The sequence below is a fragment of the Kitasatospora sp. NPDC093550 genome, assembly GCF_044764985.1.
GTDB lineage: Bacteria > Actinomycetota > Actinomycetes > Streptomycetales > Streptomycetaceae > Kitasatospora.
Genome location: NZ_JBIWJF010000002.1, coordinates 295,960 through 317,677 on the forward strand (window position 1 = coordinate 295,960; position 21,718 = coordinate 317,677).

Genomic DNA, 21,718 nt, shown 5'->3' on the forward strand with positions numbered 1-21,718 from the left:
TCGGTGAAGACCCCGCCGGTCGCGGTCCACGGCCGGTTCAGCGCCGGGGACCCAGCGCGGGCGTTCAGCGCAGGGGGGCCGGCTCAGCGCCGGAAGAGGTCGGTCACCACCGTCCACCAGGTGCGCCGTCGCTGCCCCGGAACGCGCGGCGCGGCGGAGCCGGACGCCCCGGCACCCGTGCCCGCGGCCTCGATCCGGGCGGCCCGCTCGGAGTCCGCCAGCCGCTGGGCCTCCGCCCGCCGGGCCGCCGCGCGCTCCGCCTCGGCGACCGACTCCGGGTCCGGCTCGATGTCGCGCGGGGTGAACTCCACCGGTAGCGCCGTCAGGTGCCGGGAGATCCAGGCGGAGCTCCAGGTCAGGTCCTCTTCCGGTACGGCGAGTCGGACGTCCGGCAGCAGGGTGAGCAGGATGTCGATGCCGGCCTCGGCGACGTGCCGCCCGATGTCCTGGCCCGGGCACTCGTGCGGCCCCGCGCCGAAGGACAGGTGGGAGCGGTTGCCGTACAGCGGGGTGGCCAGGTCGGGGCGGACCACCGGGTCGACGTTCCCGGCGGCGAGCCCGAGCAGCAGCAGGTCCCCGGCCTTGATCTGCTGGCCGCCGAGCTCGGTGTCGGCCGTGGCCCAGCGCCCGGCCACCAGGGACATCGGCGGGGAGTCCCAGAGCACCTGGTCCAAGGCCTCGCCCAGGGTCATCTGGCCGCCGGAGAGGTGGGCGCGGAAGCGCGGGTCGGTGAGCACCATCTTCAGCGAGTCGGCGATCAGGTTGACGGTGGTCTCGTTGGCGGCGAGCAGCACCACCCGCAGGTGCTCCATCACCTCGTCCTCGGTCAGCCTGGCCGGGTGCGCCAGGAGGTGGCTGGTCAGGTCGTCGCCGGGCGCCTCACGTTTGATGGCGATGGTCCGGCGCAGGCCGGCCACCACGTACTCGTTGCTGGCGATGGCCGTCTCGGTGCCCTTCATCAGGTCCCGGGCGGCGTCGACCAGTTGCGGACCGTACTCATCGGGCATGCCGAGCAGCTTGGTCATCACCAGCATCGGCAGGTGCTCGGCGAACTGGGTGATCAGCTCGGCCCGGCCGGTCGGCCCGACCACCTGGACCAGGTCGGTGGTGAACCGCCGGACGTGGCGCCGGATGCCGCGCCGGTCGAAGCGGTTCAGGCCGTCCAGCACGGCGCCGCGCAGCCGGCGGTGCTCCTCGCCGTCCGCGAAGACGCAGATCGGCTGCCAGGCGATGACCGGCAGCAGCGGGGAGTCCATCGGGACCTCGCCGGTGCGGAACGCCGTCCACAGACGGGAGTCGCGGGAGAAGAGGGAGGGGGTGCGCATCGCGGTGATGTTGGCACCGTGGCCGAGGATCAGCCAGGCCCGGTGGTCGCCGTGCAGCAGCACCGGGGCCACCTCGCCGTACTCGGCGCGCAGCTTCTCGTAGAGGCCCGCCGGGTCGGCCTCGGCGTCCGGGCCGTACAGGCGCCGCAGGCCGCCGGGGCCGATCGGGCCGATCCGGTCGGCGGCGAGGCCGTGGGCCGGGCAGCCGGGCGGCGGGGTGGGGGCGGCGGAGCCGGCGGAGGCGTCGGGGAACGGGGTGGTCACAGGGTCTCCGGTCACGGGGGGGTCGGTCTTGGTACGTAGGCGGGCCACGGGTGCGGGTCTACGGGTCGGGGCCCACGGGTTCGGCCTACGGGATGGATCGGCCGGCGTGCCGTGGTTCGCGGCCGCCGGCCGGTGAGCGGGCGTCAGCGGCCGGGCGGCGCGGCGAGCTCGTACAGGTAGTGCATCAGCGTCATCAGGGTGTCCCGGCTGGACTCGCGGCTGCGTGCGTCGCAGGCGACGATCGGGACCTCGGTCGGGAGGTCGAGCGCGCCTCGCAGCTCCTCCAGCGGCACGCTCGGCGCCTCCGGGAAGCCGTTGACGGCCACCACGAAGGGCACGCCGCGCTCCTCCAGCCGCCCGATCACCTCGAAGCTGACCTCCAGTCGTCTGGTGTCCACCAGCACCACCGCGCCCAGCGCGCCCTCGAACAGGCCGTTCCAGAGGAACCAGAACCGCTCCTGCCCGGGGGTGCCGAAGACGTACAGCACGAGTCGTTCGCTGAGACTGATCCGGCCGAAGTCCATCGCCACGGTGGTGGAGGTCTTGGCCTCGACCCCGGTCGGGTCGTCCACGCCGACCCCGGCCTGGGTCATCGTCTCCTCGGTGGTCAGCGGGCGGATCTCGCTGACCGAGCTGACCAGCGTCGTCTTGCCGACGCCGAAGCCGCCCACGATCACCACCTTGACCGCCGTGGTGACGGTGTCCGGCAGCAGGTCCGCGCCGGCCGGCCCCACCACCGTGTCAGAGCCGCTGAAGTCCATGGATCACCGCCTCCAACAGGGCCCGGTCGGGAAGTTCCGCCGCCGGGACGGCGGCGCGGGCCTCGATCAGTTCGTCGTCGAGCAGGTCCGCCAACAGGACGGTGACCACGCTCGTGGGCAGCTCCAGGTAGGCGGAGACCTCCGCCACCGAGAGCGGGGAGCGGCACAGCCGCAGGATGGCCGCGTGCTCGGGCTGCAGGGCGGGCGTCGGCTCCCCCCGGGAGACGATCAGGGTGACCAGGTCGAAGACCCCGGGCCCGGACGGACCGCTGCGGCCGCGGGTGATCACGTACAGGCGGTCGGGCTCGGGGCCTTCCCAGCCACTGCCCTGGTCTGCCGTCATGCGACCGCCTCACTGTCCTCGTTCATGTGCCCGTCGCTCGTTCACGTGTCGGGCGCCCGTTCATGTGCCGGACGCTCGGTCATGGGCCGTCGCGCCGCGGCGCCGGGCCGGGGGCCGGTTCACGCGACCACCTCGGGGTTGCGCGGCGGCGTGGACAGGTGCTCGCCGATCCGGGCCACCAGGTCGCGCATCTGGTGGCTCACCAGCCCGGCGTCCACGCCCTCGTCGGCGAGCACCGCGAGGTAGGCGCGGTCGCCGGCCGCCATCAGGTAGAAGTAGCCGCCGTCGACTTCGATCACCACCAGCCGCATCGAGCCGTTCCCGTGCGGGAACTCGTGCCCGACGGCGGCCGCCAGGCTCTGTAGCCCGGCGCACGCGGCGGCGAGGCGGTCGGCGGTGTCCGGGTCGGTCCCGTACTGGGCGATCCGCAGGCCGTCGGCGGACAGCACGATGACGTGGCGCACGTACGGGACGCTGTGCGCGAGGTCGTTGAGGATCCAGTCCATGTTGCTGCGGTGCGGAATCACTGCTCGCCTTTCCCTGCCGTTTCTTCACTGGTGTGTCCGGGTCGGGTGCGTCCGGGGCCGGCTGCGCCGTCGGGACCGGCCGAGCCGGCGGACGGTCCGGAGCCGGTGCCCTTGATGCCGTCCATGAACGCCTCCAGCCACAGGCCGGGCTGCTTCGGCTCCTTGGCGGCGGGGCGGGGGGCCTGGGCCGCCGGTCCCGCCGCGGGGCCCGCCGTCGGACCGGCCGGCTGGACGGGCTGTGCGGACGGCGGCGCGGAGGGGCGGCCGGTGCCGCGCGGGGGCGTGGCGAAGGCGGCGCGGCCGGTCGGCCGGACGCGTCGGCGCTGCGGCAGGCCGTTGGCCGTCCGCTCGGTCACGATCACCTCGTCGTCCCCGCCGCCCGGGACGGCGCCCGCCGTCACCGGCGACCCCCACGGGTTGGTCGAGCCGTAGGACGGGCCGACGCCGGCCGAGGTGGTCCGGGCGCCCCACGGACGGGCCGAGGCCTGCCGGGGCGGGGTCGGCGGCAGCGGGCGCGGGCCGGAGAAGGCGCCGATGCCGTGCGCCCGCCCGGTCGGGGGAGCGGTGGTGAGCAGTTCCTGCGGCACGACCAGCACCGCGCGCACCCCGCCGTACGCGGAGCGGCGCAGCGACACCTGGAAGCCGTACGCCTGGCAGAGCCGGCCGACGATGGCGAAGCCCAGCCGGGGGGACTCGGTGAGGTCGTCGAAGTCCTTGGAGACCATGGCCTCGCGCATCGACCGCTCGGCGCGGGCGACGGCCTCGTCGGTGAGGCCGAGGCCGCCGTCCTCGATCTCGATCGCCATCCCGCTCTGCACCTCGGAGGCGCTCAGGTGCACGTGGGTGTGCGGCGGGGAGTAGCGGGTGGCGTTGTCGAGCAGCTCGGCGACGGCGTGGATCAGCGGCTCGACGGCCGGGCCGGTGACGGAGATCTGGGCGACCGGGTGCAGGTCCACCCGCTGGTACTCCAGGATCCGGGACATGCCGCCGCGCAGCACGCTGTAGAGGGCGATCGGGCGGGTCCACTGGCGGCCGGGGCGGGCGCCGGAGAGCACGGCGATACTGTCGGCGAGCCGGCCGGTCAGCGCGTTGCCGTGGTCCAGGCGCAGCAGGTCGTCGAAGACCGCCGGGTCGTTGCCGTGCCGGTCCTCCATCTCCCGCAGGTCCTTGGCCTGCCGGTGGATGATCGCCTGGACCCGGCGGGCGATGTTCACGAAGGCGCGCTCGGCGGAGTCGCGCCGGCTCACCTCGTCGTCGACGGCGACGGCGATGCCGTGCGCGACGGCCACCAGGGACTTGCGGAACCTCGGGGAGACGCCCGCGGCGGCCTGCTCGATCGGGTTCAGCAGGACGTCCATCGAGTACCCGTAGCGGGCCCCGGCGACCACCCGGCGCAGCTCGGTCTCGGCGAGCCGCGCGAGCTCGTCCTCCTGCCCGGTCAGCCGCCGCTGCAGGTCCTCCGCCTGCCGGGTGCTGCGGTCCCGCAACTCGGCCAACGCACGCCCCCGGCGCGCCGATTCGGCGGCCACCACGGCCACCAGCACGGTGCCCGTCGCCCCGCACCACAGCACCCCGGCCCGGGCCCCGGCAGTCACCACCGCCGCGGCGACCGCCACGGCCGCCGCCATCACGGCCGTCGGCAGCAGCCAGCCGAGCAGGGGCGCGGGGCGCCGTCTGGCGGGTGACGATCCAGCTCGAAGCATTCAGCATCCTCAAACGATCGGAACAGTACGGGGACGGACGGCGACCGGCTCCGGAGGCGTGGTGCTGCAGCATAGCCAAGTTCAGGACAATACTGACCGAAACTCAAAAATACTGTCTCTCAACCGACTTGTGGCAACTTGCCGGACATGCCCGACATCTCGCACACCAGTCCCGCGCCCGGCGGAACGCCGCCCCGCACCAGGCTTCTCGCCCCGCCGCCCCCGCACCGCCAACCCGCCCCGGATTCGCCCATGCGAAGGGTTTCCCCGCCAAGTCCCGGCGCGCCGGGGCAAGTTCGTGCTAAGCGCCACCCTTTCCGTCAACCCGCCACACGCGGACCACCCGGAAGGGGAGCCCCGGCGCGGCGGCTGCGTGCCGTCGGTCCGCCCGGATCCGTCCGCGCACGGACGCCAGGCCTCCTAAGGTCGTCACATGACCGATCACGCCGGCCGAACCCCCGACCCGCTGGGCCGCGCCCTGCGCCACCTGATGGGCGACGAGGCCTGGACCGGCCTGCTGGACGGCGCCTTCGAACGCCGGCACCCGATCGGCGCCACCCTGCTGCGGCAGGGAGAGGAGGGCACCCACGTCCTCGCCCTGCTCGCCGGAGTCGCCAAGGTGACCCGGCGCGAACGCGACGGGGACGTCCAGCTGCTCGCCTTCCGGGGCCCGGGCGAGGTGCTCGGCGAGGTCGCCGTCCTGGACGACGGCGTCCGCTCCGCGAGCGTCCACGCGATCTCGGACTGTACGGTCGCCGTCCTGGCCAAGGACGTCTTCCTGCGCTTCGTCGCCGAGCGGAACCTGTACCCCGTGATGGTGCGCTACGCGATGGGACGGCTGCGGGAGTCGGACCTGGCCCGAACCGGCGGCGACGTCACGGCCCGGCTGGCCGCCGCCCTGGTCGCCCTGGCCGAGTTCTCCACCGGTACCCCGCGGGAGGCGCGCGTCGAACTCGCCCTGACCCGCGACGAACTGGCCCAGCACCTGGGCGTGTCCAGGAACACCGTCACCGCGGCGCTCGCGGGCCTGGGCACCCGAGGGGTCGAAGCGGGCCGGAAGTCCGTCGTCATCGGCGACCTCCCCGAACTCCGGCGCGCGGCCGCGGCGATCCGCACCTGACGCCGTCGACCCGTGTGAGCGCCGTCACGCTCCTTCCGCACTGAGCGGGCACACCGCGCGACCCGGTCTCGCGAAGCTGGGTGGCGCAAGGTCAGTTCGGGAACGACAAGGAGCAGAGATGACGGAGTTCGACCAGCCGCGGCCCGAGGCCAGCGCCCTGCCCCACACCCGCAGCCGGCACCTCCCCCCGTACCGGGGAATCGTGGCGGTGGACGCCAAGGACTTCACCGGGTACCCGGCGATCGAGCACGGCGTGATCAGCCGGGCCGTCCCGGAGGTGCTGCAGTGGTCCTTCGAGCGGGCGGGACTGGCCCAGGTCTGGCAGGACCGGCGGTTCCCCGGCTCCACCGGCGACGGGTACGTCTTCGGCTTCGACCCGGCCTGGATGCCCTTCCTGATCCACCCCTGGCTGAACACGCTGCAGGACGTGCTCACCGAGTTCAACGTCCACTCGTCCGGCACGGTGCGCATCCGCCTGCGGGTCAGCCTCCACATCGGCCCGCTCCCCGACACGGGCGGTGAGTTCGACGGCAACGGCACCCCGCGCAACGACACCCACCGCCTGCTCGACTCCCGCCCGGTGAAGGCCATGCTGGCCGCCTCCAACGAGAGCATCACCCAGGTGGCGGCCATCCTGTCCGACCGCTGCTACCAGGACGCGGTGGCCGGTGGATACACCGGACGGCACCCCGACCACTTCATCGAGGTCCCCGCCACGGTCGAGGGCAAGCGCTTCGACCAGCGGGCCTGGCTGTACGTGCCGGCGCCGTCCGGGAACCTCTACGACCGCAGGATCCTCGGAGACGCCGTCGTCGAGGAGCAGGAGCGGCGCGCGCCCGCCGCCGAGCCCGCCGAGCCCGCCGAGTACCGTCGCGCGCGGCGGACCGTGGTGAACCAGCGGGCCGACGGCGGCAACATCAACAGCGGCACGGTGCACGGCGGGCAGAGCGTCACCAACGCGGGCCGCGACTCCTACGGGGGCTTCGGCGGCGACTTCGTGGCGGGCAACAAGGGCGACACCGTCCACGGCGACAAGAACGAGCACCACCGGTGAGCCCCGACGGTGGGGGCTCGCCCGACGAGCTCGACTTCGAGGTCTTCGCCGATGAGTTCACCGACGGATCCAGCCCCTGGTGGGGCCATCCTTGGCAGACCGTCGTCTACGCTCCGGGCAGCAACATCAACACCGGAGAGGTCCACGGGGACCAGCATGTCGAGACTACTGGCGCCGTCCCGGGTGGCACTCGACCGGTGGAGGCGCAGGACGGGCCCATCTCCCCGCTGGAGATCCTGGCCGCCCGAACCGGATTCGCAACACCGGACTGCTTCCCCGAAGCGCTGGAGCGGCTTCGTACCCGCCTGCTCTTCCTCGTCGGGGAACCCGGCACCGGGAGGCGCACCACGGCCCTCAACCTGCTGTTCGAGTGCAGCGGGCACAGCACTGTCCTGCGCGCGCTCGACAGCGACTCGGACCTGTCCGTGTGGGGGCCGACGCAGCGCGAGGCTCGCGGCTATCTGGTGCACGGCCTCGCACCGGAGGTCCGGCTCGGCCCGGCGGCGATCGCCAGGCTTCGACGGCGGTTGGACGACGCCGACGCCTACATGGTGGTGATGCTCCCGCACGATGCAGACCGTCTCCGCGCCCTGGCCCGCGATCTGGAGATCACTCCGGTGCGCTACCTCTCCCCGACGCCGCGTGCGGTCTTCGATGCGTGCCTGGAAGCCGCCGTTCTCGACGGCGCCCGGCGCCGGGCGCTGCTGGACCGGCTGGGGCCGGACCTCGACGGTCTGCTGGCGCCCGGGCTGGTGCCGGCCCAGGTCGCCGAACTCGTCGCGGCGGTGAGCGGGGCTGGTGACGAAGGCCCCGACCCGGCCGACCTCGGTGAGCGGCTCAGCTTCCTTGCGGAGACGGAGGCCCCCGACCTCCTGCACGCGCTTCGAAAGGACCCGGACGGGCTTGCGTTCCTCCTGGTGACGAGCGTTCTGGAAGGCTTCGACCGCAGGATCGTGCGGGAGGAAGCCGACCGGCTGCTCAGGCTGGCCGACGGCCGCCTCGACGCGCTGCTGCCGGTGAGCGTGGACGAGCACGGCGACCATCGGCGATCCGTTCGCAGCGAAGCCCCTCGCGAGAACCCGAGGTTCGCCTTCCGACGCTCGCTGGACGCACTGTTGGCGACCGTCCGCGCCGAGTGCCTGCCCAGCGAGACGCGGCGGACCTGGGGCTACTCCTACACGGTGGAGCCGGTCCGTTTCAGGCGGCACCGACAGGCGGAGTCGGTGCTGCGCCACGTCTGGCGGCAGTACCGCGACGTGTCGGTCCTGCTGACCGAGTGGATGAACGTGGTCGCCGAGACCGAGCCCGAGCTGGCCGAGCCGGTGGGCCACGTGGTGGGGCTCGCCGCCGGTTGGACGGGCGGCCGCCGGGCCATTCGACACATCTACGATTTGGCCCGGTCCGACCGTGCGCACTGCCGTAGTACCGCTGCGTACGCGCTGGGCGTCGCGGCGCAGGACCCGATCCTGGCGGGCGAGGTGAAACACCACCTCAGGAGCTGGAGCCGCCGAGGCGGTTGGCGACTGCGGTCCACCGTCGCCGAAGCCTGCGGTGGGGACTTCGGTGTCTCACGGCCGGAACCCGCGTTGCGCCTGCTCCGGCATTGCTACCGGGGAGAGGAAGGGAAGGAGAGCACGGTTTCCGGCGCCGTACGCGGTGGTCTGCAGAGGCTCTTCGTGGGCGGCAACCAGCCGGCCGTCCTCGGTGAGCTCCTGGAGTGGGCGGACCAGCCGGGGGGTCACGCCACGCTCTCGTTGGACGTCTTCGCCGGGCTGCTGCTGGTCCCCACGTGGTTCCAGCAGCAGCTGGGCGGCGACGGCGAGTTCGCCGAGGCGGTGATCACTCTGGTCCGGCGGACACTCAACGACGACCGCACCTTCGACCATGCCAGTCTGGCGCTGGTCGACTGGTGTCACCAGGCGATCCGGGACGAACCGCTGCGAGCCGCCGTGGAGACGCTGCTCACCGCGCTCGCGCGGGACATGCGATCCGGCGAGCTGAGACTGCTGGTCGAGATCGACGGCGACGACACCCCCGACCTGGTCGGCCGCGACATCGCGCACACCGCGCTGGAGGCCTGGCGGCGAGGAGAACCCGGGCCGTACCGGGCGGCTCGTTCATTCGGAGGCTTTGATGACCAATGAGACTGACTCTCCCGTCTACACCCAGGCCACCCGGGCCCCCTGGCGGGAGATACTCCGGCACCGCTGGTCCGGGCGGCGCGACCGCGTCCTCGTCCTGCGGGACCGGGACGGGCACCACCACCAGCTCGGGGCCCGCCGCCGGAGCGTGCCCGAGGGCCAGGGCGGCGGATCCGGGGCCCGGGTGGGGCTGCGCGGGTTCGACCGGGCGTACCTGGTCGAGCTGGACGAGCGGTCGAACGTCGGCGCCGTGGGCCTCCCCACCCCGTACGGCACGGAACCGCTGGAGGTCGACGTCCTGTGGTGGGTCCACGACGCGGCGCAGGTGGTGCGAACCGGGACCAGCCGTGGCTGGCGACCCGTCCGCAAGGACCTCGACCGGCGCCTGCACCAGCTCAAGGAGCAATTCGCCGCCGCAGGGGCGCAGCTGGGCGCGCACGAGCTGGCGCAGTACTTGGCGGCACCCTGTGTGCTGTCTGAGTGCGGCCTCAGCTACCGCGTCACGGACGTCTCCGCCCGTGAGCACGGAACCGAGCCGCGGCTCGGGGAGCCCCACGCGGCGAACCTGTGGATCGACACGAGCCCGGCGGAGTACGAGTTCTGCCGTCGGTCCGTCCAGGACGGACCGGTCGCCCTCGCGGCGCTCTGGCTGGCCCGGAAGCCGGACGAGGTCCGCGAGGTCCTGGACTGGGCCGTCGGTCACGCCGACCTCCTCCGGGGCGAGACCACCTGGCAGGACCAGTTGGCCGGCATGCTGGGCACGCTGACGGCGCAGGAGCAGCAGGAGCTGTCCAGGATGCTGCGTGACCGCCTGGTCGCCCTCGGGCGGAAGGTCCCCGGGCCCGGCCCGCAGGCGCCGGGGCCGGAGTTCGTGAAGATCCGTTCCCAGGCCAACGGCTGGACGCCCGGTGCCGTGCCGAACGGGAGTCCGCGGTGATCCGGTCGTGTGGCGTGCGGCGTGAGCAGGCGCGCCGCCACCGGGCTTCGGTGCGGACGGCGGTGTCCGGCCCGTCCTCGGTGTCGGCGATGGAGCGTCTGATGGCGGCCAACAGCGCGGAGCTCGTCCGGGCGGACACCAAGGCCGCCGTGTTCCTGGCCTTCACGGGCGCCGTGCTCGCCACCTTCATCCCCTTGGGCAGCGGCGGCGGCGCTCCCGGGAGCCGGCTCCTGCGGTGGACCTCCGTGGCCAGCGCCCTGCTCGCCGTCGCCTGTTTCGCGGCCGCGCTGGTGCCGCGCCACCGCAAGGGGCGGGGCGCGAGGGCCGGCGGCCCGGGGTACTTCGAGCACATCGCTCCCGGCGCCGGTCCGGACCGGCTGCGCCGTGACTTCGAGCGGGTCGGGCGCGACCCGGCCGGCCCGCTGCTCACCGCGCTGGCCGGCACCAGCGCGATCATCCGGGCGAAGTACCGGTGGATCGAGGCCGGCACCGTCCTGCTGCTCCTGGCGCTTCCGCAGTTCGCGCTGACCCTCGGGCCGCTCTGAGGGGGACGGCCCCGGTCGGGCTTCGACCGGGGCCGTCCGGTCCCGCGGGAGGGCAACAGCTGTTGCCTCGACACGCAATGACCGTTGACGGCTCGTGGCGGCCGCCCCTACAGTGCGGGCCCATGGAGACGGGTGATCTTGGTCGGCGGGTGGCGGCGGATGTGGCCGGGGCGGGCGGGCTGGAGGGGTTGCGGCGGTTGTCGGGGGTGATCGAGGCGTTGGAGGAGCGGCGGACGGAGCTGGTGGAGGAGTTGCGGCGGGGGCGGGAGGCGACCTGGGAGGAGATCGGGCGGGCCTGCGGGATGACCCGGCAGGGGGCGACGCGGCGGTGGGCGGAGCGGCTGCGGGCGCGGTCGTTCGGGGTGGCGGCGGCCGCGTACCAGGCCGGGCGGCCGGGGTACCCGCAGGCGCTGATCGGGTCGGCGGTGCCGCGGGAGGCCCGGCGGGTGCTCGATCTGGGCGCCGGCACGGGCAAGTTGACCCGGCTGCTGGTCGAGGCGGGCCTGGACGTGGTGGCGGTCGAGCCCGACGGGGGCATGCGGGCGCAGCTGGCCGCGGCGGTGCCGAAGGCGGCCGTCCGGGCGGGCTCGGCGGAGCGCATCCCGCTGCCGGACGGGAGCGTGGACGCGGTCGTGGTGGCGCAGGCCTGGCACTGGTTCGACCCGGCGGCCGCGGTGCCCGAGATCGCCCGGGTGCTCGCCCCCGGCGGGACGCTGGCGCTGGTGTGGAACGTCCGGGACGAGTGCGAGCCCTGGGCGGCCGAACTCGGTGCGCTGATGCACCGTTCGACCGGGCAGCGGATCGACACCAGCCCGGCCGTCCCGGCGCCCTTCGGCCCGCCCGAACGGCTGGAGATCCGCTGGGAGCACGCCACCACGCCGGCCGGGATCGTCGACATGGTCGCCTCGCGCAGCTACGTCATCGCCCTGCCGGAGGCCGAGCGCGCCCGCCTGCTGGCCGACGTCGAGCAGCTGCTGGCCGGCCACCCGGACCTGGCGGGCCGGGAAACGATCGCCCTGCCGTACGTGACCCGGTGCACCCGTGTCCGCCTCGGCTGAGCCCGCGGCGGGGCGCCGCGCCGAGCCCGTCACCGTCCGCCGCGCCGAGCCCGTCACCGTCCGCCGCGCCGAGCCCGTCACCGTCCGCCGCCTGGGCCGCGCGGACGCCGAACCGTACCGGGCCTTCCGGCTGGACGCCCTGCGCGCGACGCCCAGCGCCTTCACCTCCGGCTACGCCGAGGAGCGCGCCAAGCCGATGTCCGCCACGCTGAGCCGCCTCGCCGAGGCCGAGGACGGGCCGGGCGCCCTGCTCGGCGCCTTCGACGGCACCGGCGCGCTGGTCGGCACCGCCGGGCTCGAGGTCGCGCGGCGGAGCCAGGAACGGCACAAGGGCACGCTGTACGGCATGGCGGTGGCCCCCGCCGCCGGCGGCCGGGGGATCGGCCGGACGCTGGTGCGCGAGGTGCTGCGCACGGCCGCCGAGGACGGGCTGCTGCGGCAGGTGCTGCTGACCGTCTCGGAGGGCAACGAGGCGGCCCTGCGGCTCTACACCGCCTGCGGGTTCGAGGTGTGGGGCCGGGAGCCGAGGGCCGTCCTGGTGGACGGACTGGCCGTCGCCAAGCTGCACATGGTGCTCGTGCTGGACACCGAGCCGACGGTGGCCGGGCGCTGACGATCGTCATGGCGCACCGGTGCGCGAGCACACCGGCCGATCACCCCGTTGTCGGTCCCACCTGCGAGGATCCCGTCCATGGATCTCGCCACCGCCCTCGCCGGTCTCGACGCCCACCCCTGGGACACCGTCTCGCACGCCTACGGTCCCGCCGAGGACCTCCCGGACCTGCTGCGCGCGCTCGCCGAGGACGGCGAGGCGGCGGACGAGGCGGTCTCCGAGCTGTTCTCCTGCATCCTCCACCAGGGGACGGTCTACTCCGCCAGCGCGGACGCCGCGCCCTACCTGGCCCGGCTCGCCGCCGCCGGGCACAAGCCGCAGCAGGCGCTCTGGCTGCTCGGCGGCATGGCCGAGAGCCGGGACGAGCGGGAGGTCGAGCCGGGCCGGGTGCGAGCCGCCGTGGCCGCCCAACTCCCGCTGCTGGTACCGCTGATGGCCGACGAGCGGGCCGCCGTCCGGCAGGGCGCGGTGTGGACCGTCGGCCACACCGGGGCCGCCGACGCCCTGCCCGCGCTGCGCCGGCGCTGGGCGGAGGAGACGGATCCCGCCGTCCTGGCCGAACTGCTCACCGCCGTCGGACGGTTCGACCCGGCCGGCGCCGCCGCCGAGGCCCGCGCGCTGCTCGGCGAGCGGACGCCCGCGCCGCTGCGCCTGGCCGCGCTGTTCACCGCCCTGGACGCGGGCGAGCCGTGGAGCGCCGCCCATCACGCGGCCCTGCTCGACCTGCTGCCCGCCGAGGACACCGCCTCGAACCTGTACGAGGAGAGCCGCCGCGAGCCGCTCCAGGCGGTCACCGAGGCCCTGCTGAGCCGGGACACCGAAGCCGACCGGGAGGCCGCGCTCACCCTGCTCGACACCGCCCTGCGCGACGAGCGCCCCGAGGTGCGGTCGGAGGCCCTCTGGGCGACCGACCACGCCTGCCACCTGTCCCGCAGCGCCCCGTGCCGGCTCGTCCCGGCCATCGCCCCGCTGGCCGCCGACCGGGTGGCGGCGGACCTGCTCGGCAAGCTCGGCCCGGTCGCCGCCGAAGCCGCCCCGCTGCTGGCCGAACTCGCCGGCCTGCCGGACGACGAGGAGGCCGACCAGGCCCTGGCCGCGCTCGTCCTGATCGCCCCCGGGCAGGCCGTCCAGCCGCTCACCCACGCCCTCGACCGGCGCCCGCGGGCGCTGGAGTCCCTGGCCGGGTTCCGCGCGCCCGCCGACCTCGTCCTGCCCTTCGACCCGGAGCTGTTCGCCGCCGTCCGCGCGCGGCTGACGGCCGAGGGGCTCGGGAACAACGAAACCGCCCAACTGGTCGGCCTGCTGCGGCGCTGGGGCCCGCAGGCCGTCGCCGCCCTGCCCGAGCTCTGCGCGGTGCTGCCCGGCTGGCCGTACGCCGCCGCCGCGATCGCGGCCGTCGCCGCCGGGGGCTCGCCGCAGGAGCGCGAACGGGCCGCGAGCGCGCTGCGCGCCGCCGCCCCGCTGCGCGCCGCCGACCGCCCGGGCCCGCTCATGGTCGCCCGGGCGCACCACGAACTCACCGGTGAGACCGACGTCCTGCTGGCAGCCATCGCCGCCGCGCTCACCCCGGACTCCCGCGACGTCGCGGAGGCCGCCGGTGCCGCCGGCGATCTGGGCCCCGCCGCCGCCCCTCTGCTGCCCGCCCTGCGCGCGGCGCTCAGCGAGGACGGCGAGACGACTCCGGAGCTGGACGCCGACATCGCGATCGCCGTCGCCCTCCAGCGGATCGAGGGCGGGCGGGGAGACCGGGGAGACCGGGGAGACCGGGGAGACGAGGGGGACCAGGGCGGCGTGGGCGAGGCCGTCCGGATCCTGGCCTCCGTCCTCGACCGCGGGGCCGGGTCGCTCTGGGGGCGCTGGACGCTCGTCCGCGCCCTCGACGCCGTCCGGGCCCTCGCGGAGGTCGCCCCGCTCGGCGCGGGGGTGCGCGTCCTCGCGCCCCGCCTGGAGGCGTTGGTCGAGCAGCCGGACACGGCCGCCGCGGCCGTCCGCGCGCTGCTCGCCATCGACGAGCCCGCTGCCGACTCCGTAGCCGACCCGGCCGCCGACCCCGCCGCCACTCCGGCCGTCCTCGACCGCACCCGCCTCGCCGAGGCCGCGCTCCACTCCGCCGAGACCGAGGCCGACCCCGAGGGCGCGCTCGAAGCCCTCCGGGCCCTCGGCGCCGCCGCTCTGACCCCCGACCAGCGCCGACGGCTCGCCGCCCTCGCCGAGGGCGACCGGCGGGTCGTCCGCTCCGGCCTCGACGGCCGGATCCTCCGCAACGACGAACGCTTCCGCGCCGCCGCCACCGCGCTGCTCCAGAGCCACGGCCGCGCCGGGAGGGACAGCGGCAGCGATCAGGGCAGCTGAGGGTCGGTCCGGCTTCGGGCGGCCGCGCGGGGGACGCGGCCGCCCGAGAAGGTCCTCCTCGTGACGGGATCAGACCAGGCGGAGCACCAGCTTGCCGGTGTTCTCGCCGCGGAACAGCATCTGGAAGGTCTCCGGGAAGTCGGCCACGGTGCCCTCGACGACCTGCTCCTTGACCTTGATCCGGCCGTCGCCGATCCAGCCCGCGATCTCGGCGGCGGCCTCCGCGTACCGGCGGGCGTAGTCGAAGACCACGAAGCCCTCCATCCGGGCCCGCCGCACCAGCAGTGACAGGTAGTTGGACGGGCCCTCGACGGCGGTCTCGTTGTTGTACTGGCTGATCGCGCCGCAGACCACCACCCGGGCGTGCATCGCGAGGCGGGTCAGCGCGGCGTCCAGGATCGGGCCGCCGACGTTGTCGAAGTAGACGTCGATGCCGTCCGGGGCGTGTGTGCGCAGGGCCTTGCGGACGTCCTCGGCGCGGTAGTCGATCGCCGCGTCGAAGCCGAGCTCCTCGGTGAGCAGGGCGCACTTCTCGGGACCGCCCGCGATGCCGACCACCCGGCAGCCCTTCACCTTGGCGATCTGTCCGACCATGCTGCCGACCGCCCCGGCGGCGCCGGAGACCACCACGGTCTCGCCCTCCTTGAGCGCCCCGACCTCCAGCAGCCCGAAGTACGCCGTCATGCCGGGCATCCCGAGGGCACCCAGGTACGTCGACAGCGGCGCCAGCGCGGGATCCACGGTGATCGCGCCCTTGCCGTCCGACACCGCGTACTCCTGGACCCCGAAGGCCCCGACCACGTGGTCCCCGACCCGGAACCTCGGGTGGTTCGACGCGACGACCTCCACGACCGAGCCCGCCCGCATCACCTCGCCCAGCCCCACCGGCGGAAGGTACGACGGTCGGTCGTCCAGCCACCCCCGCATCGCCGGGTCCAGCGACACGTACCGCGTCCGCCCCAGGAACTCCCCGTCCCCGGGCACCCCGACCGCCTCGCTCCCGTGCGCCCAGTCCTCCGCCCGGACCTCCCCGACCGGCCGCCGGGCAAGGCGGATCTGGCGGTTGACTGCGGTGTCTGCGGTCATGACGTCTCCTGGTCACACAATCGGCTCGCGGATGTCGGCGAGCCTGATTCTAAGCAAGCGCTTATTCATCTGACCAGGGGCCGCCCGCCGGGGAGGTCCGGGTAGGCCCGGCGCCGTGGAGACGGAGCTGGAGATCATCGAGGGAGCGGCCACCCCGGTGGCACACTCCTGGGCCCACCAGAGCACCGTCGGCCTCCTCCGCGAACAACTCGCCCCGCGTCCGCACCGACACCACCGGTGCTCGGGCTCCGGAGACCTCGCCTCCCGGGCACCGGGGACCGGTACGTGCCCGACCTGGCCGTCGTCCCGCGCGAACTGGCCGAAGCGGCTCGCGCGTTGCTTCCCGACCAGACGGTGCTGGTGGTGGAGGTGACCTCGCCCTCGAACGGGGACACCGACCGGACCGTCGAGCGCCGGCGGTACGCGCAGTTCGGTGCGCCGCTCTACCTGCTGGTGGACCGGCAGGAGCGCACGTGCACGCTGTTCTCCCAGCCCGGATCGCTCGGCTGCACCCGGGTCGAGAGGCCCGCCCCCGTTCGGGGTTCCGGTACGGCTCCCGGGCCCCTTCGAACTCGGCCCGGCCACCGCCGAGTTCTGATTCCCGCGGGGCTCAGTACCGGTCGAGGAGGTGGCCGTAGCCGCCCGCGTGCCAGACGATGCGGCGGAACTCCCGGAGCTGCAGGGCCCCGGTGGGAAGGCCCGCGGTGGGCGGGAAGTGGGCGGTGCCGCAGCGGGCGCAGTACCAGGCCTGGGCCCAGAGGTGTTCGGCCCGGGGCCGGCCGGCGAGGTCGCGGGTTGCGGCGGCGCGGAGCAGGACGCCGGCGAGGAAGCAGCCGGCGGCGATGAGCACGACGACGGTGGTGACGGTGCTGGGGATCTCGAAGGCGGGGCGGCTCGGCACGGTGGCGAAGCCCTGGGCGTCGTCGTTGAAGTCCTTGGCGAGCATCCCCGCGACGAAGCAGAAGACGGCGAGCACGGAGAACCCGGCGCCCAGGCTCAGGGCCGTGCGGCCGGGCGCCCGGTCGGGGAGCGGCGCGGGGGCGAGGGCCCGGGCGAGGTCGGAGACGACCTCGCGGGTGCGGTGGACGTCGTCGCCGTGTGGTGACCCGGAGGTCACCCTGCTGCGCCCGGCGTGGTACACCGCCGGGACGCTGCGCACCTGGTCGGTGAGGCCGCACCGCGGACAGGGGTGGAGGGCGGGCGGCGGTACGGGTGCGGCGTCGTAGCGGCCCATCGTGCTCTCCCCCGGTCCGGCGTCCGGCCGGGGCGGCCGTCCGTCCGTACCTGTTCAGGACGTCGCCCCACTCGCCGTGGTTGCGGTCAACTCCGCCCGAATGCCCGCCTGTTGGAATCCGCGGGCGAAGGCCCCGAGTAGCGGCCCGAGCAGCGACCCTCCGCAGAGACCCCCAGCGGGGACGCCAGCCGCGCCGCCCGGCAGCCCGCCCCGGTCAGCCCTCGCCCGCCGCCGGGGCGGGCTGCCGGCCGAGGGCCGGGCCGAGCCGGGTCGCGAGGTCCGTGAGGATCTGCACGTAGTCCTCGTGCGCGAAGTCGAACGGCAGCGCGAATGCGACTTCGTCGACCTCGCGGAACCCGGCGTGGGCGTGCAGCCGTTCGACGAGCTCCTCGGAGGTGCCGACCAGGTCCGGGGCGAAGAGCAGCCGGGCCGGTCCCTGCGGGGTGAGGGTGCGCGGGGTGCGGGCGCGGGCGTACGCCTCGTACCTGGCGCGCTGTTCGGGCGTCGCGCTGTCGGTGGGGATGACCACCAGCCCCTGGGAGACCCGGGCCCGTTCGCCGTCGGGGTGCTGCTCGCGGAAGGCGCGGATCAGGGCGGCCTGGAGCGCGCCGAAGTCGTGCGGCCCGTCGTCCGTCCCGGCCTTGACCACGCTGCTGGTGAGCAGGTTGAGCCCCTGCTCGCCGGCCCAGCGGGCGGAGCGCAGGCTGCCGGCGCCGTACCAGAGCCGGGAGGCGAGGCCGGGGGAGTGCGGCTGGACCCGGCGGGAGTAGACCTCGATGCCCTCGGTGCCGGAGAAGTCGGAGGCGTCCTCGCCGCGGACGAGGGCGAGCAGGCGTTCGGCGCGCCGGGGGCTGAAGTCCTCCTGCTCGCCGGTGTCGGGGTAGAGCGCGCCGCGCACGTGCTCGTAGTGGGTGGGCGGGCCGACGCTGAATCCGGGGTTGAGCCGGCCGCCGGCCAGCACGTCGACGGTGGCGAGGTCCTCGGCGAGCCGCAGCGGGTTCTCCCAGCCGAGCGGCGTGACGGCGGTGCCGAGCTGGATGCGGCTGGTGCGCTGGGAGGCGGCGGCGAGGACGGTGAGCGGCGAGGAGATCCCGTACTGGAGGTGGCGGTGGCGCAGCCAGGCGCTGTCGAAGCCGAGCTGTTCGCCGAGGGTGATGAGGTCGAGGGTGGACTCGTGGCCCCGGCGCGGGTCGGCCTCGTCGAAGAGCCCGATGGTGAGGAAGCCGAGCTTGCGCAGCGGGCGAGGGTCCGGCGACATGGTGGCGGCTCCGCGGGGTGTGAGGCGGCCCCGGGGGAGGGGCCGGACCGGTGGTGCCCTCCGAACGTACGCATCCGCACCCCGCCCCGACAAGATCGGCACGGGATCCGGACACCGGCGCGCAACACCCGGCAACACGTGGCAAGGCGGCGCAACGCGGCCGCCACCGGAGGGTGGGCCCCCGCCCGGGCGGGGGCCCACCCTCCCACCGGCCGTCAGCAGCTGCGCAGTTCCGGGCTCTGGTTGCGGATCTGGTTGTGCAGCGAGGTGAACTCGCGGTACGCCTCGCTGTCCTCGGCGCCGGGCCGGAAGGCGCCGACGCGGTGGCAGTTGACGAAGGCGAGCTTCACCCCGAAGTGGTCCTCCAGGCTGCCCCGGATGGCGTTGCTGGCGAGCGCGCGCAGCAGCTGGGCGCGCTCCTCGTCGCTGGGCGTGGTGTTGTCGGTGGTGAACTCCTCGTCACCGGCCGCGAGTTCGGTGCTGAGCCCGGCCACGACCTGGTAGGCGTACGGGAGCGAGGCGCGGACGGTGGCCAGGAACTCGGCCTCGTCGACGCGGCCCTCCCGGGCCTGGGCGAGGAGGGCGGGGGAGACGTCGAGCGACATGGGTGTGTCCTCTTTCGGCGTGCGGGCACGGCAAGGCGTGACGGTTATCGAAGATGAAAACCATTGCAGGAAAGACTCTCCCGCCCACCCTGACGCGCTGTCAAGCACCGCCCCCCGTAGGACTGGCGCCCGTCGGCGCGGGCGGTCGGCGGACCTTGATCACGAGCGTGGCGATCACCACCGCCAGGGCGGCGAAGACCAGGCCCAGCTGGAAGGCGCTGGCGATGCCGTGGACCAGTACCTCGGAGGAGTAGGGGGCGGGCAGTTTGCCGGTCGCCTTGAACCGGAGCGCCTGCTCCGGCGTGGCCTGCTCCAGGAACTTCCCGACCTGTTGGCGCGCCTCGTTGCGGCTGGCGGTGCCGTAGACCGTGACCATGATCGACAGGCCGAGCGAGCCGCCGACCTGCTGGGTGGTGTTGAGCATGCCGGTGGCGGCGCCGGTCTCGTGCGGGGCGACCTTGGAGACGGCGGTGAGCATCACCGGGACGAAGATCGAGCCCATGCCGAAGCCGAAGAGCAGGGTCGGGCCCAGGATGCCGCCGACGTAGCTGGTGTCGATGTCGATCTGACTCGCCCAGGCGACTCCGGCGAGCACCAGGACGGAGCCGGTGACCAGGAACGGCTTCGGCCCGTAGCGCAGTTGGTTGCGGGCGGCGAACTGGGCGGCGGCGATGATGGCCACGCTGATCGGCAGGAAGGCGATGCCGGCCCGCAGCGGGCTGAACCCCAGGATCTCCTGCACGAACAGGGTGATGAAGAAGAAGATGCTGAACATCGCCGCGGCCACGCAGAGCATCAGCCCGTACGCGCCGGAGCGGTTGCGGTCGCGGAACAGGTGCAGCGGGGTGATCGGCTGGGGCACCCGCCGCTCGTTGACCAGGAATGCGGCGAGCAGGACGACGGCGAGGCTGAAGGCGGTGAGCGTCACGGAGTCCGTCCAGCCGTGCTCGGAGGCGCGGATGAAGCCGTACACCAGCGAGACCATGCCGGTGGTGGCGGTGAACGCGCCGGTGAGGTCGAAGCGTCCGGGGTGCCGTTCGGACTCGTTGATGTAGAGCGGCGCCAGCAGGGCGATCGCGATGCCGATCGGCACATTGACGAAGAACACCCAGCGCCAGGACAGCCAGGACGTCAGCATGCCGCCGAGCAGCAGTCCGATCGCGCCGCCCGCGCCCGCGACGGCGGAGAACACGCCGAAGGCCCTGTTGCGCTCCGGGCCCTCCTTGAAGTTGGTGGCGATCAGCGCGAGCGCGGTCGGCGAGGCGATCGCGCCGCCGAGGCCCTGCAGCGCCCGCGCGGCCAGCAGCCAGGCGGAGGACTGGGCGACGCCGGCGAGCAGCGAGGCCAGGCTGAAGACCAGGACGCCGACGATGAACACCCGGCGTCGGCCGAGGATGTCGCCGGCCCGGCCGCCGAGCAGCAGCAGCCCGCCGAAGGTCAGGGTGTAGGCGTTGATCACCCAGGACAGGTCGGTGGTGTTGAACCTCAGCGCCGACTGGATGTGCGGCAGCGCGATGTTCACGATCGTGATGTCGAGGACGACCATGAGCTGCGTGGCCGCGATGACGGTGAGGGCTATCCCTGGGTGCTGGCCCCGACGTGCGGTCGCGGGCGGAGCCGTGGCCAGGGCACGCGAGGTGGCCATGGCAGGTTCCCCAATGGCTCGGGAGCGAACGACGGGAGGGAGACGGATTCGTTCACCTCCACCGACAGTAGTCCCGGGAGATAGGGAACACAACCGTTCATTACGGACAAGCGGTGATTTCCGGACACCCCGCGGCGGCGGCCCGGACGCTCAGGACGAGGGGCCGGAGGGTGGCCGGGGCCCCGGGTCGGCCTCAGTCCGGATCCGGGAGGAATCCCGCTCCGGACTGAGTACGGCTACTCAGGCGGCCGGCGTCCGCGCTCCGCGAGGATGGGGGCGCCCACTCCGCCGCAGGCCACGAAGGAACCACCTCATGCTCAGCCGGATCGCCAGCACGCTGATCCCCGCCCTCGGCCGCCTGGCCGTCACCTCCGAGGTGGCCGGGCCGGTCGCGCCGGGCAGCATCGTCGCGGCCAACCACAGCTCGCTCGCCGACCCGGGTGTGGTGCTGGCCGCGCTGCGCCGGGTGGGCACCGAGCCGGTGGTGATGGCGACCGCCGGGCTGTGGCGGGTGCCCGTGCTCGGCGGGGTGCTGCGGGCCGGCGGGCACATCCCGGTCCACCGGGGGAAGGCCCACGCAGCCGCGGCGCTCGACGAGGCCGCGGCTGCGCTCGCGGCCGGCCGGGTCGTGCTGATCTACGGCGAGGGCGGCCTGCCCAAGCGCCGGGACCCGCGCGACGCGGAGCCGGGTGCCTTCCGGACCGGCCTGGCCCGGCTGGCGGTGGTGAGTGGCGCCCCGGTGGTGCCGCTCGGCCAGTGCGGCGCCCGTCGGCTGAGCTCGGGCGGCGCCGTCAAGCAGCTCGCCGGATTCGCCACCGCCCCGCTGCGGCGTCCCGCCCTGCACGTCCACCTCGGTGCGCCGTTCCACCCCGAGGGCGACATCGCCGGGGCGACGGCCGCCGCCCGACGCGCCGTCACCGAGGCCTGGCGCACCGCGCAGCAGCGGCTGGACGGCCACGGGCGCCGCGGTGCTCTGCACCTCGGGACCTCGGGGCCCGGTCGGCGCGGCTGACACCCCTGTGGCCCCCGAGGGCCGGAATCGGCCGTTCGTCCGCGGTGCCGACCGGTCTCCGCCGGTGCCCCGGTGCACCAGGAGCCGCCGGGTGAACCAGGGTTAACACGGTCCGGGGTGGCTCCGGCGGGCCGG

The 21,718-nt window shown here is 74.4% G+C and carries 19 protein-coding genes and 1 pseudogene; 10 read left to right on the forward strand and 10 right to left on the reverse strand.

What is annotated here, in order from left to right; translation table 11 throughout:
* Positions 1-83: 83 nt before the first annotated feature.
* The 5 genes from ACIRD3_RS04470 to ACIRD3_RS04490 all read right to left on the reverse strand — a co-directional run bounded on the left by ACIRD3_RS04470 (position 84) and on the right by ACIRD3_RS04490 (position 4,923).
* Positions 84-1,589: a cytochrome P450 gene (locus ACIRD3_RS04470; RefSeq protein ID WP_402211949.1), complete on the reverse strand. Its 1,506-nt coding sequence runs from the start codon at positions 1,587-1,589 to the stop codon at positions 84-86.
* Positions 1,590-1,732: 143 nt separating this feature from the next.
* On the reverse strand, positions 1,733-2,350 hold the full coding sequence (locus ACIRD3_RS04475) for a GTP-binding protein (protein ID WP_402211466.1): 618 nt from the start codon (positions 2,348-2,350) through the stop codon (positions 1,733-1,735).
* A complete protein-coding gene (locus ACIRD3_RS04480) occupies positions 2,331-2,693 on the reverse strand; it encodes a DUF742 domain-containing protein (protein WP_402211468.1) in 363 nt (120 codons plus the stop codon). Before ACIRD3_RS04480 ends, ACIRD3_RS04475 begins: the two co-directional genes overlap by 20 nt.
* 119 nt (positions 2,694-2,812) lie before the next feature.
* Positions 2,813-3,199 carry a roadblock/LC7 domain-containing protein gene (locus tag ACIRD3_RS04485; RefSeq protein ID WP_402211471.1) on the reverse strand — a complete coding sequence of 129 codons (387 nt, stop codon included), beginning with the start codon at positions 3,197-3,199 and terminating at the stop codon, positions 2,813-2,815.
* Between the two features lie 17 nt (positions 3,200-3,216).
* On the reverse strand, positions 3,217-4,923 hold the full coding sequence (locus ACIRD3_RS04490) for a sensor histidine kinase (RefSeq protein WP_402211474.1): 1,707 nt from the start codon (positions 4,921-4,923) through the stop codon (positions 3,217-3,219).
* Between the two features lie 433 nt (positions 4,924-5,356).
* On the opposite strand from ACIRD3_RS04490, the gene ACIRD3_RS04495 reads away from it, so the two are divergent.
* The 8 genes from ACIRD3_RS04495 (at position 5,357) to ACIRD3_RS04530 (ending at position 14,743) form a co-directional block, all read left to right on the forward strand.
* On the forward strand, positions 5,357-6,043 hold the full coding sequence (locus tag ACIRD3_RS04495; protein ID WP_402211477.1) for a Crp/Fnr family transcriptional regulator: 687 nt from the start codon (positions 5,357-5,359) through the stop codon (positions 6,041-6,043).
* A 118-nt stretch (positions 6,044-6,161) separates the two neighbouring features.
* Positions 6,162-7,097, forward strand: a complete 936-nt coding sequence (locus ACIRD3_RS04500; RefSeq protein WP_402211480.1) for a hypothetical protein — start codon at positions 6,162-6,164, stop codon at positions 7,095-7,097.
* The gene (locus tag ACIRD3_RS04505) at positions 7,094-9,241 is read left to right on the forward strand and encodes a hypothetical protein (protein WP_402211483.1); all 2,148 of its coding nucleotides are present in this window, start codon (positions 7,094-7,096) and stop codon (positions 9,239-9,241) included. Before ACIRD3_RS04500 ends, ACIRD3_RS04505 begins: the two co-directional genes overlap by 4 nt.
* The gene (locus tag ACIRD3_RS04510; RefSeq protein ID WP_402211486.1) at positions 9,231-10,175 is read left to right on the forward strand and encodes a hypothetical protein; all 945 of its coding nucleotides are present in this window, start codon (positions 9,231-9,233) and stop codon (positions 10,173-10,175) included. Before ACIRD3_RS04505 ends, ACIRD3_RS04510 begins: the two co-directional genes overlap by 11 nt.
* 101 nt (positions 10,176-10,276) lie before the next feature.
* Positions 10,277-10,720 carry a Pycsar system effector family protein gene (locus tag ACIRD3_RS04515; RefSeq protein ID WP_402211489.1) on the forward strand — a complete coding sequence of 148 codons (444 nt, stop codon included), beginning with the start codon at positions 10,277-10,279 and terminating at the stop codon, positions 10,718-10,720.
* 122 nt (positions 10,721-10,842) lie between these two features.
* The gene (locus tag ACIRD3_RS04520) at positions 10,843-11,778 is read left to right on the forward strand and encodes a class I SAM-dependent methyltransferase (protein ID WP_402211491.1); all 936 of its coding nucleotides are present in this window, start codon (positions 10,843-10,845) and stop codon (positions 11,776-11,778) included.
* Positions 11,762-12,391 carry a GNAT family N-acetyltransferase gene (locus tag ACIRD3_RS04525; protein ID WP_402211494.1) on the forward strand — a complete coding sequence of 210 codons (630 nt, stop codon included), beginning with the start codon at positions 11,762-11,764 and terminating at the stop codon, positions 12,389-12,391. Before ACIRD3_RS04520 ends, ACIRD3_RS04525 begins: the two co-directional genes overlap by 17 nt.
* 78 nt (positions 12,392-12,469) lie before the next feature.
* Complete coding sequence (locus ACIRD3_RS04530; RefSeq protein WP_402211497.1) at positions 12,470-14,743, forward strand: HEAT repeat domain-containing protein; 2,274 nt, start codon at positions 12,470-12,472, stop codon at positions 14,741-14,743.
* A 69-nt stretch (positions 14,744-14,812) separates the two neighbouring features.
* Here ACIRD3_RS04530 and ACIRD3_RS04535 read toward each other — a convergent pair whose 3' ends face one another.
* Positions 14,813-15,829: an NADP-dependent oxidoreductase gene (locus ACIRD3_RS04535; RefSeq protein WP_402211499.1), complete on the reverse strand. Its 1,017-nt coding sequence runs from the start codon at positions 15,827-15,829 to the stop codon at positions 14,813-14,815.
* A 285-nt stretch (positions 15,830-16,114) separates the two neighbouring features.
* Here ACIRD3_RS04535 and ACIRD3_RS04540 point away from each other — a divergent pair.
* Positions 16,115-16,264: pseudogene (locus ACIRD3_RS04540) on the forward strand (Uma2 family endonuclease); the annotation flags it as partial.
* Between the two features lie 175 nt (positions 16,265-16,439).
* On the opposite strand, the gene ACIRD3_RS04545 reads toward ACIRD3_RS04540, so the two are convergent.
* From ACIRD3_RS04545 to ACIRD3_RS04560, 4 genes are all read right to left on the reverse strand, one after another.
* Complete coding sequence (locus tag ACIRD3_RS04545) at positions 16,440-17,063, reverse strand: hypothetical protein (protein WP_402211502.1); 624 nt, start codon at positions 17,061-17,063, stop codon at positions 16,440-16,442.
* A gap of 214 nt (positions 17,064-17,277) precedes the next feature.
* Positions 17,278-18,321 (reverse strand): LLM class flavin-dependent oxidoreductase, encoded by a 1,044-nt coding sequence (locus ACIRD3_RS04550; RefSeq protein ID WP_402211505.1) that lies wholly within the window; start codon positions 18,319-18,321, stop codon positions 17,278-17,280.
* A gap of 215 nt (positions 18,322-18,536) precedes the next feature.
* Positions 18,537-18,926 carry an SCO5389 family protein gene (locus tag ACIRD3_RS04555; protein ID WP_402211508.1) on the reverse strand — a complete coding sequence of 130 codons (390 nt, stop codon included), beginning with the start codon at positions 18,924-18,926 and terminating at the stop codon, positions 18,537-18,539.
* Between the two features lie 100 nt (positions 18,927-19,026).
* Entirely contained in the window at positions 19,027-20,571 is a 1,545-nt protein-coding gene (locus ACIRD3_RS04560; RefSeq protein WP_402211510.1) for an MFS transporter, read from the reverse strand.
* 313 nt (positions 20,572-20,884) lie between these two features.
* On the opposite strand from ACIRD3_RS04560, the gene ACIRD3_RS04565 reads away from it, so the two are divergent.
* Positions 20,885-21,583, forward strand: coding sequence for a lysophospholipid acyltransferase family protein (locus tag ACIRD3_RS04565; RefSeq protein WP_402211513.1), 699 nt, complete (start codon positions 20,885-20,887; stop codon positions 21,581-21,583).
* Positions 21,584-21,718: the final 135 nt, after the last annotated feature.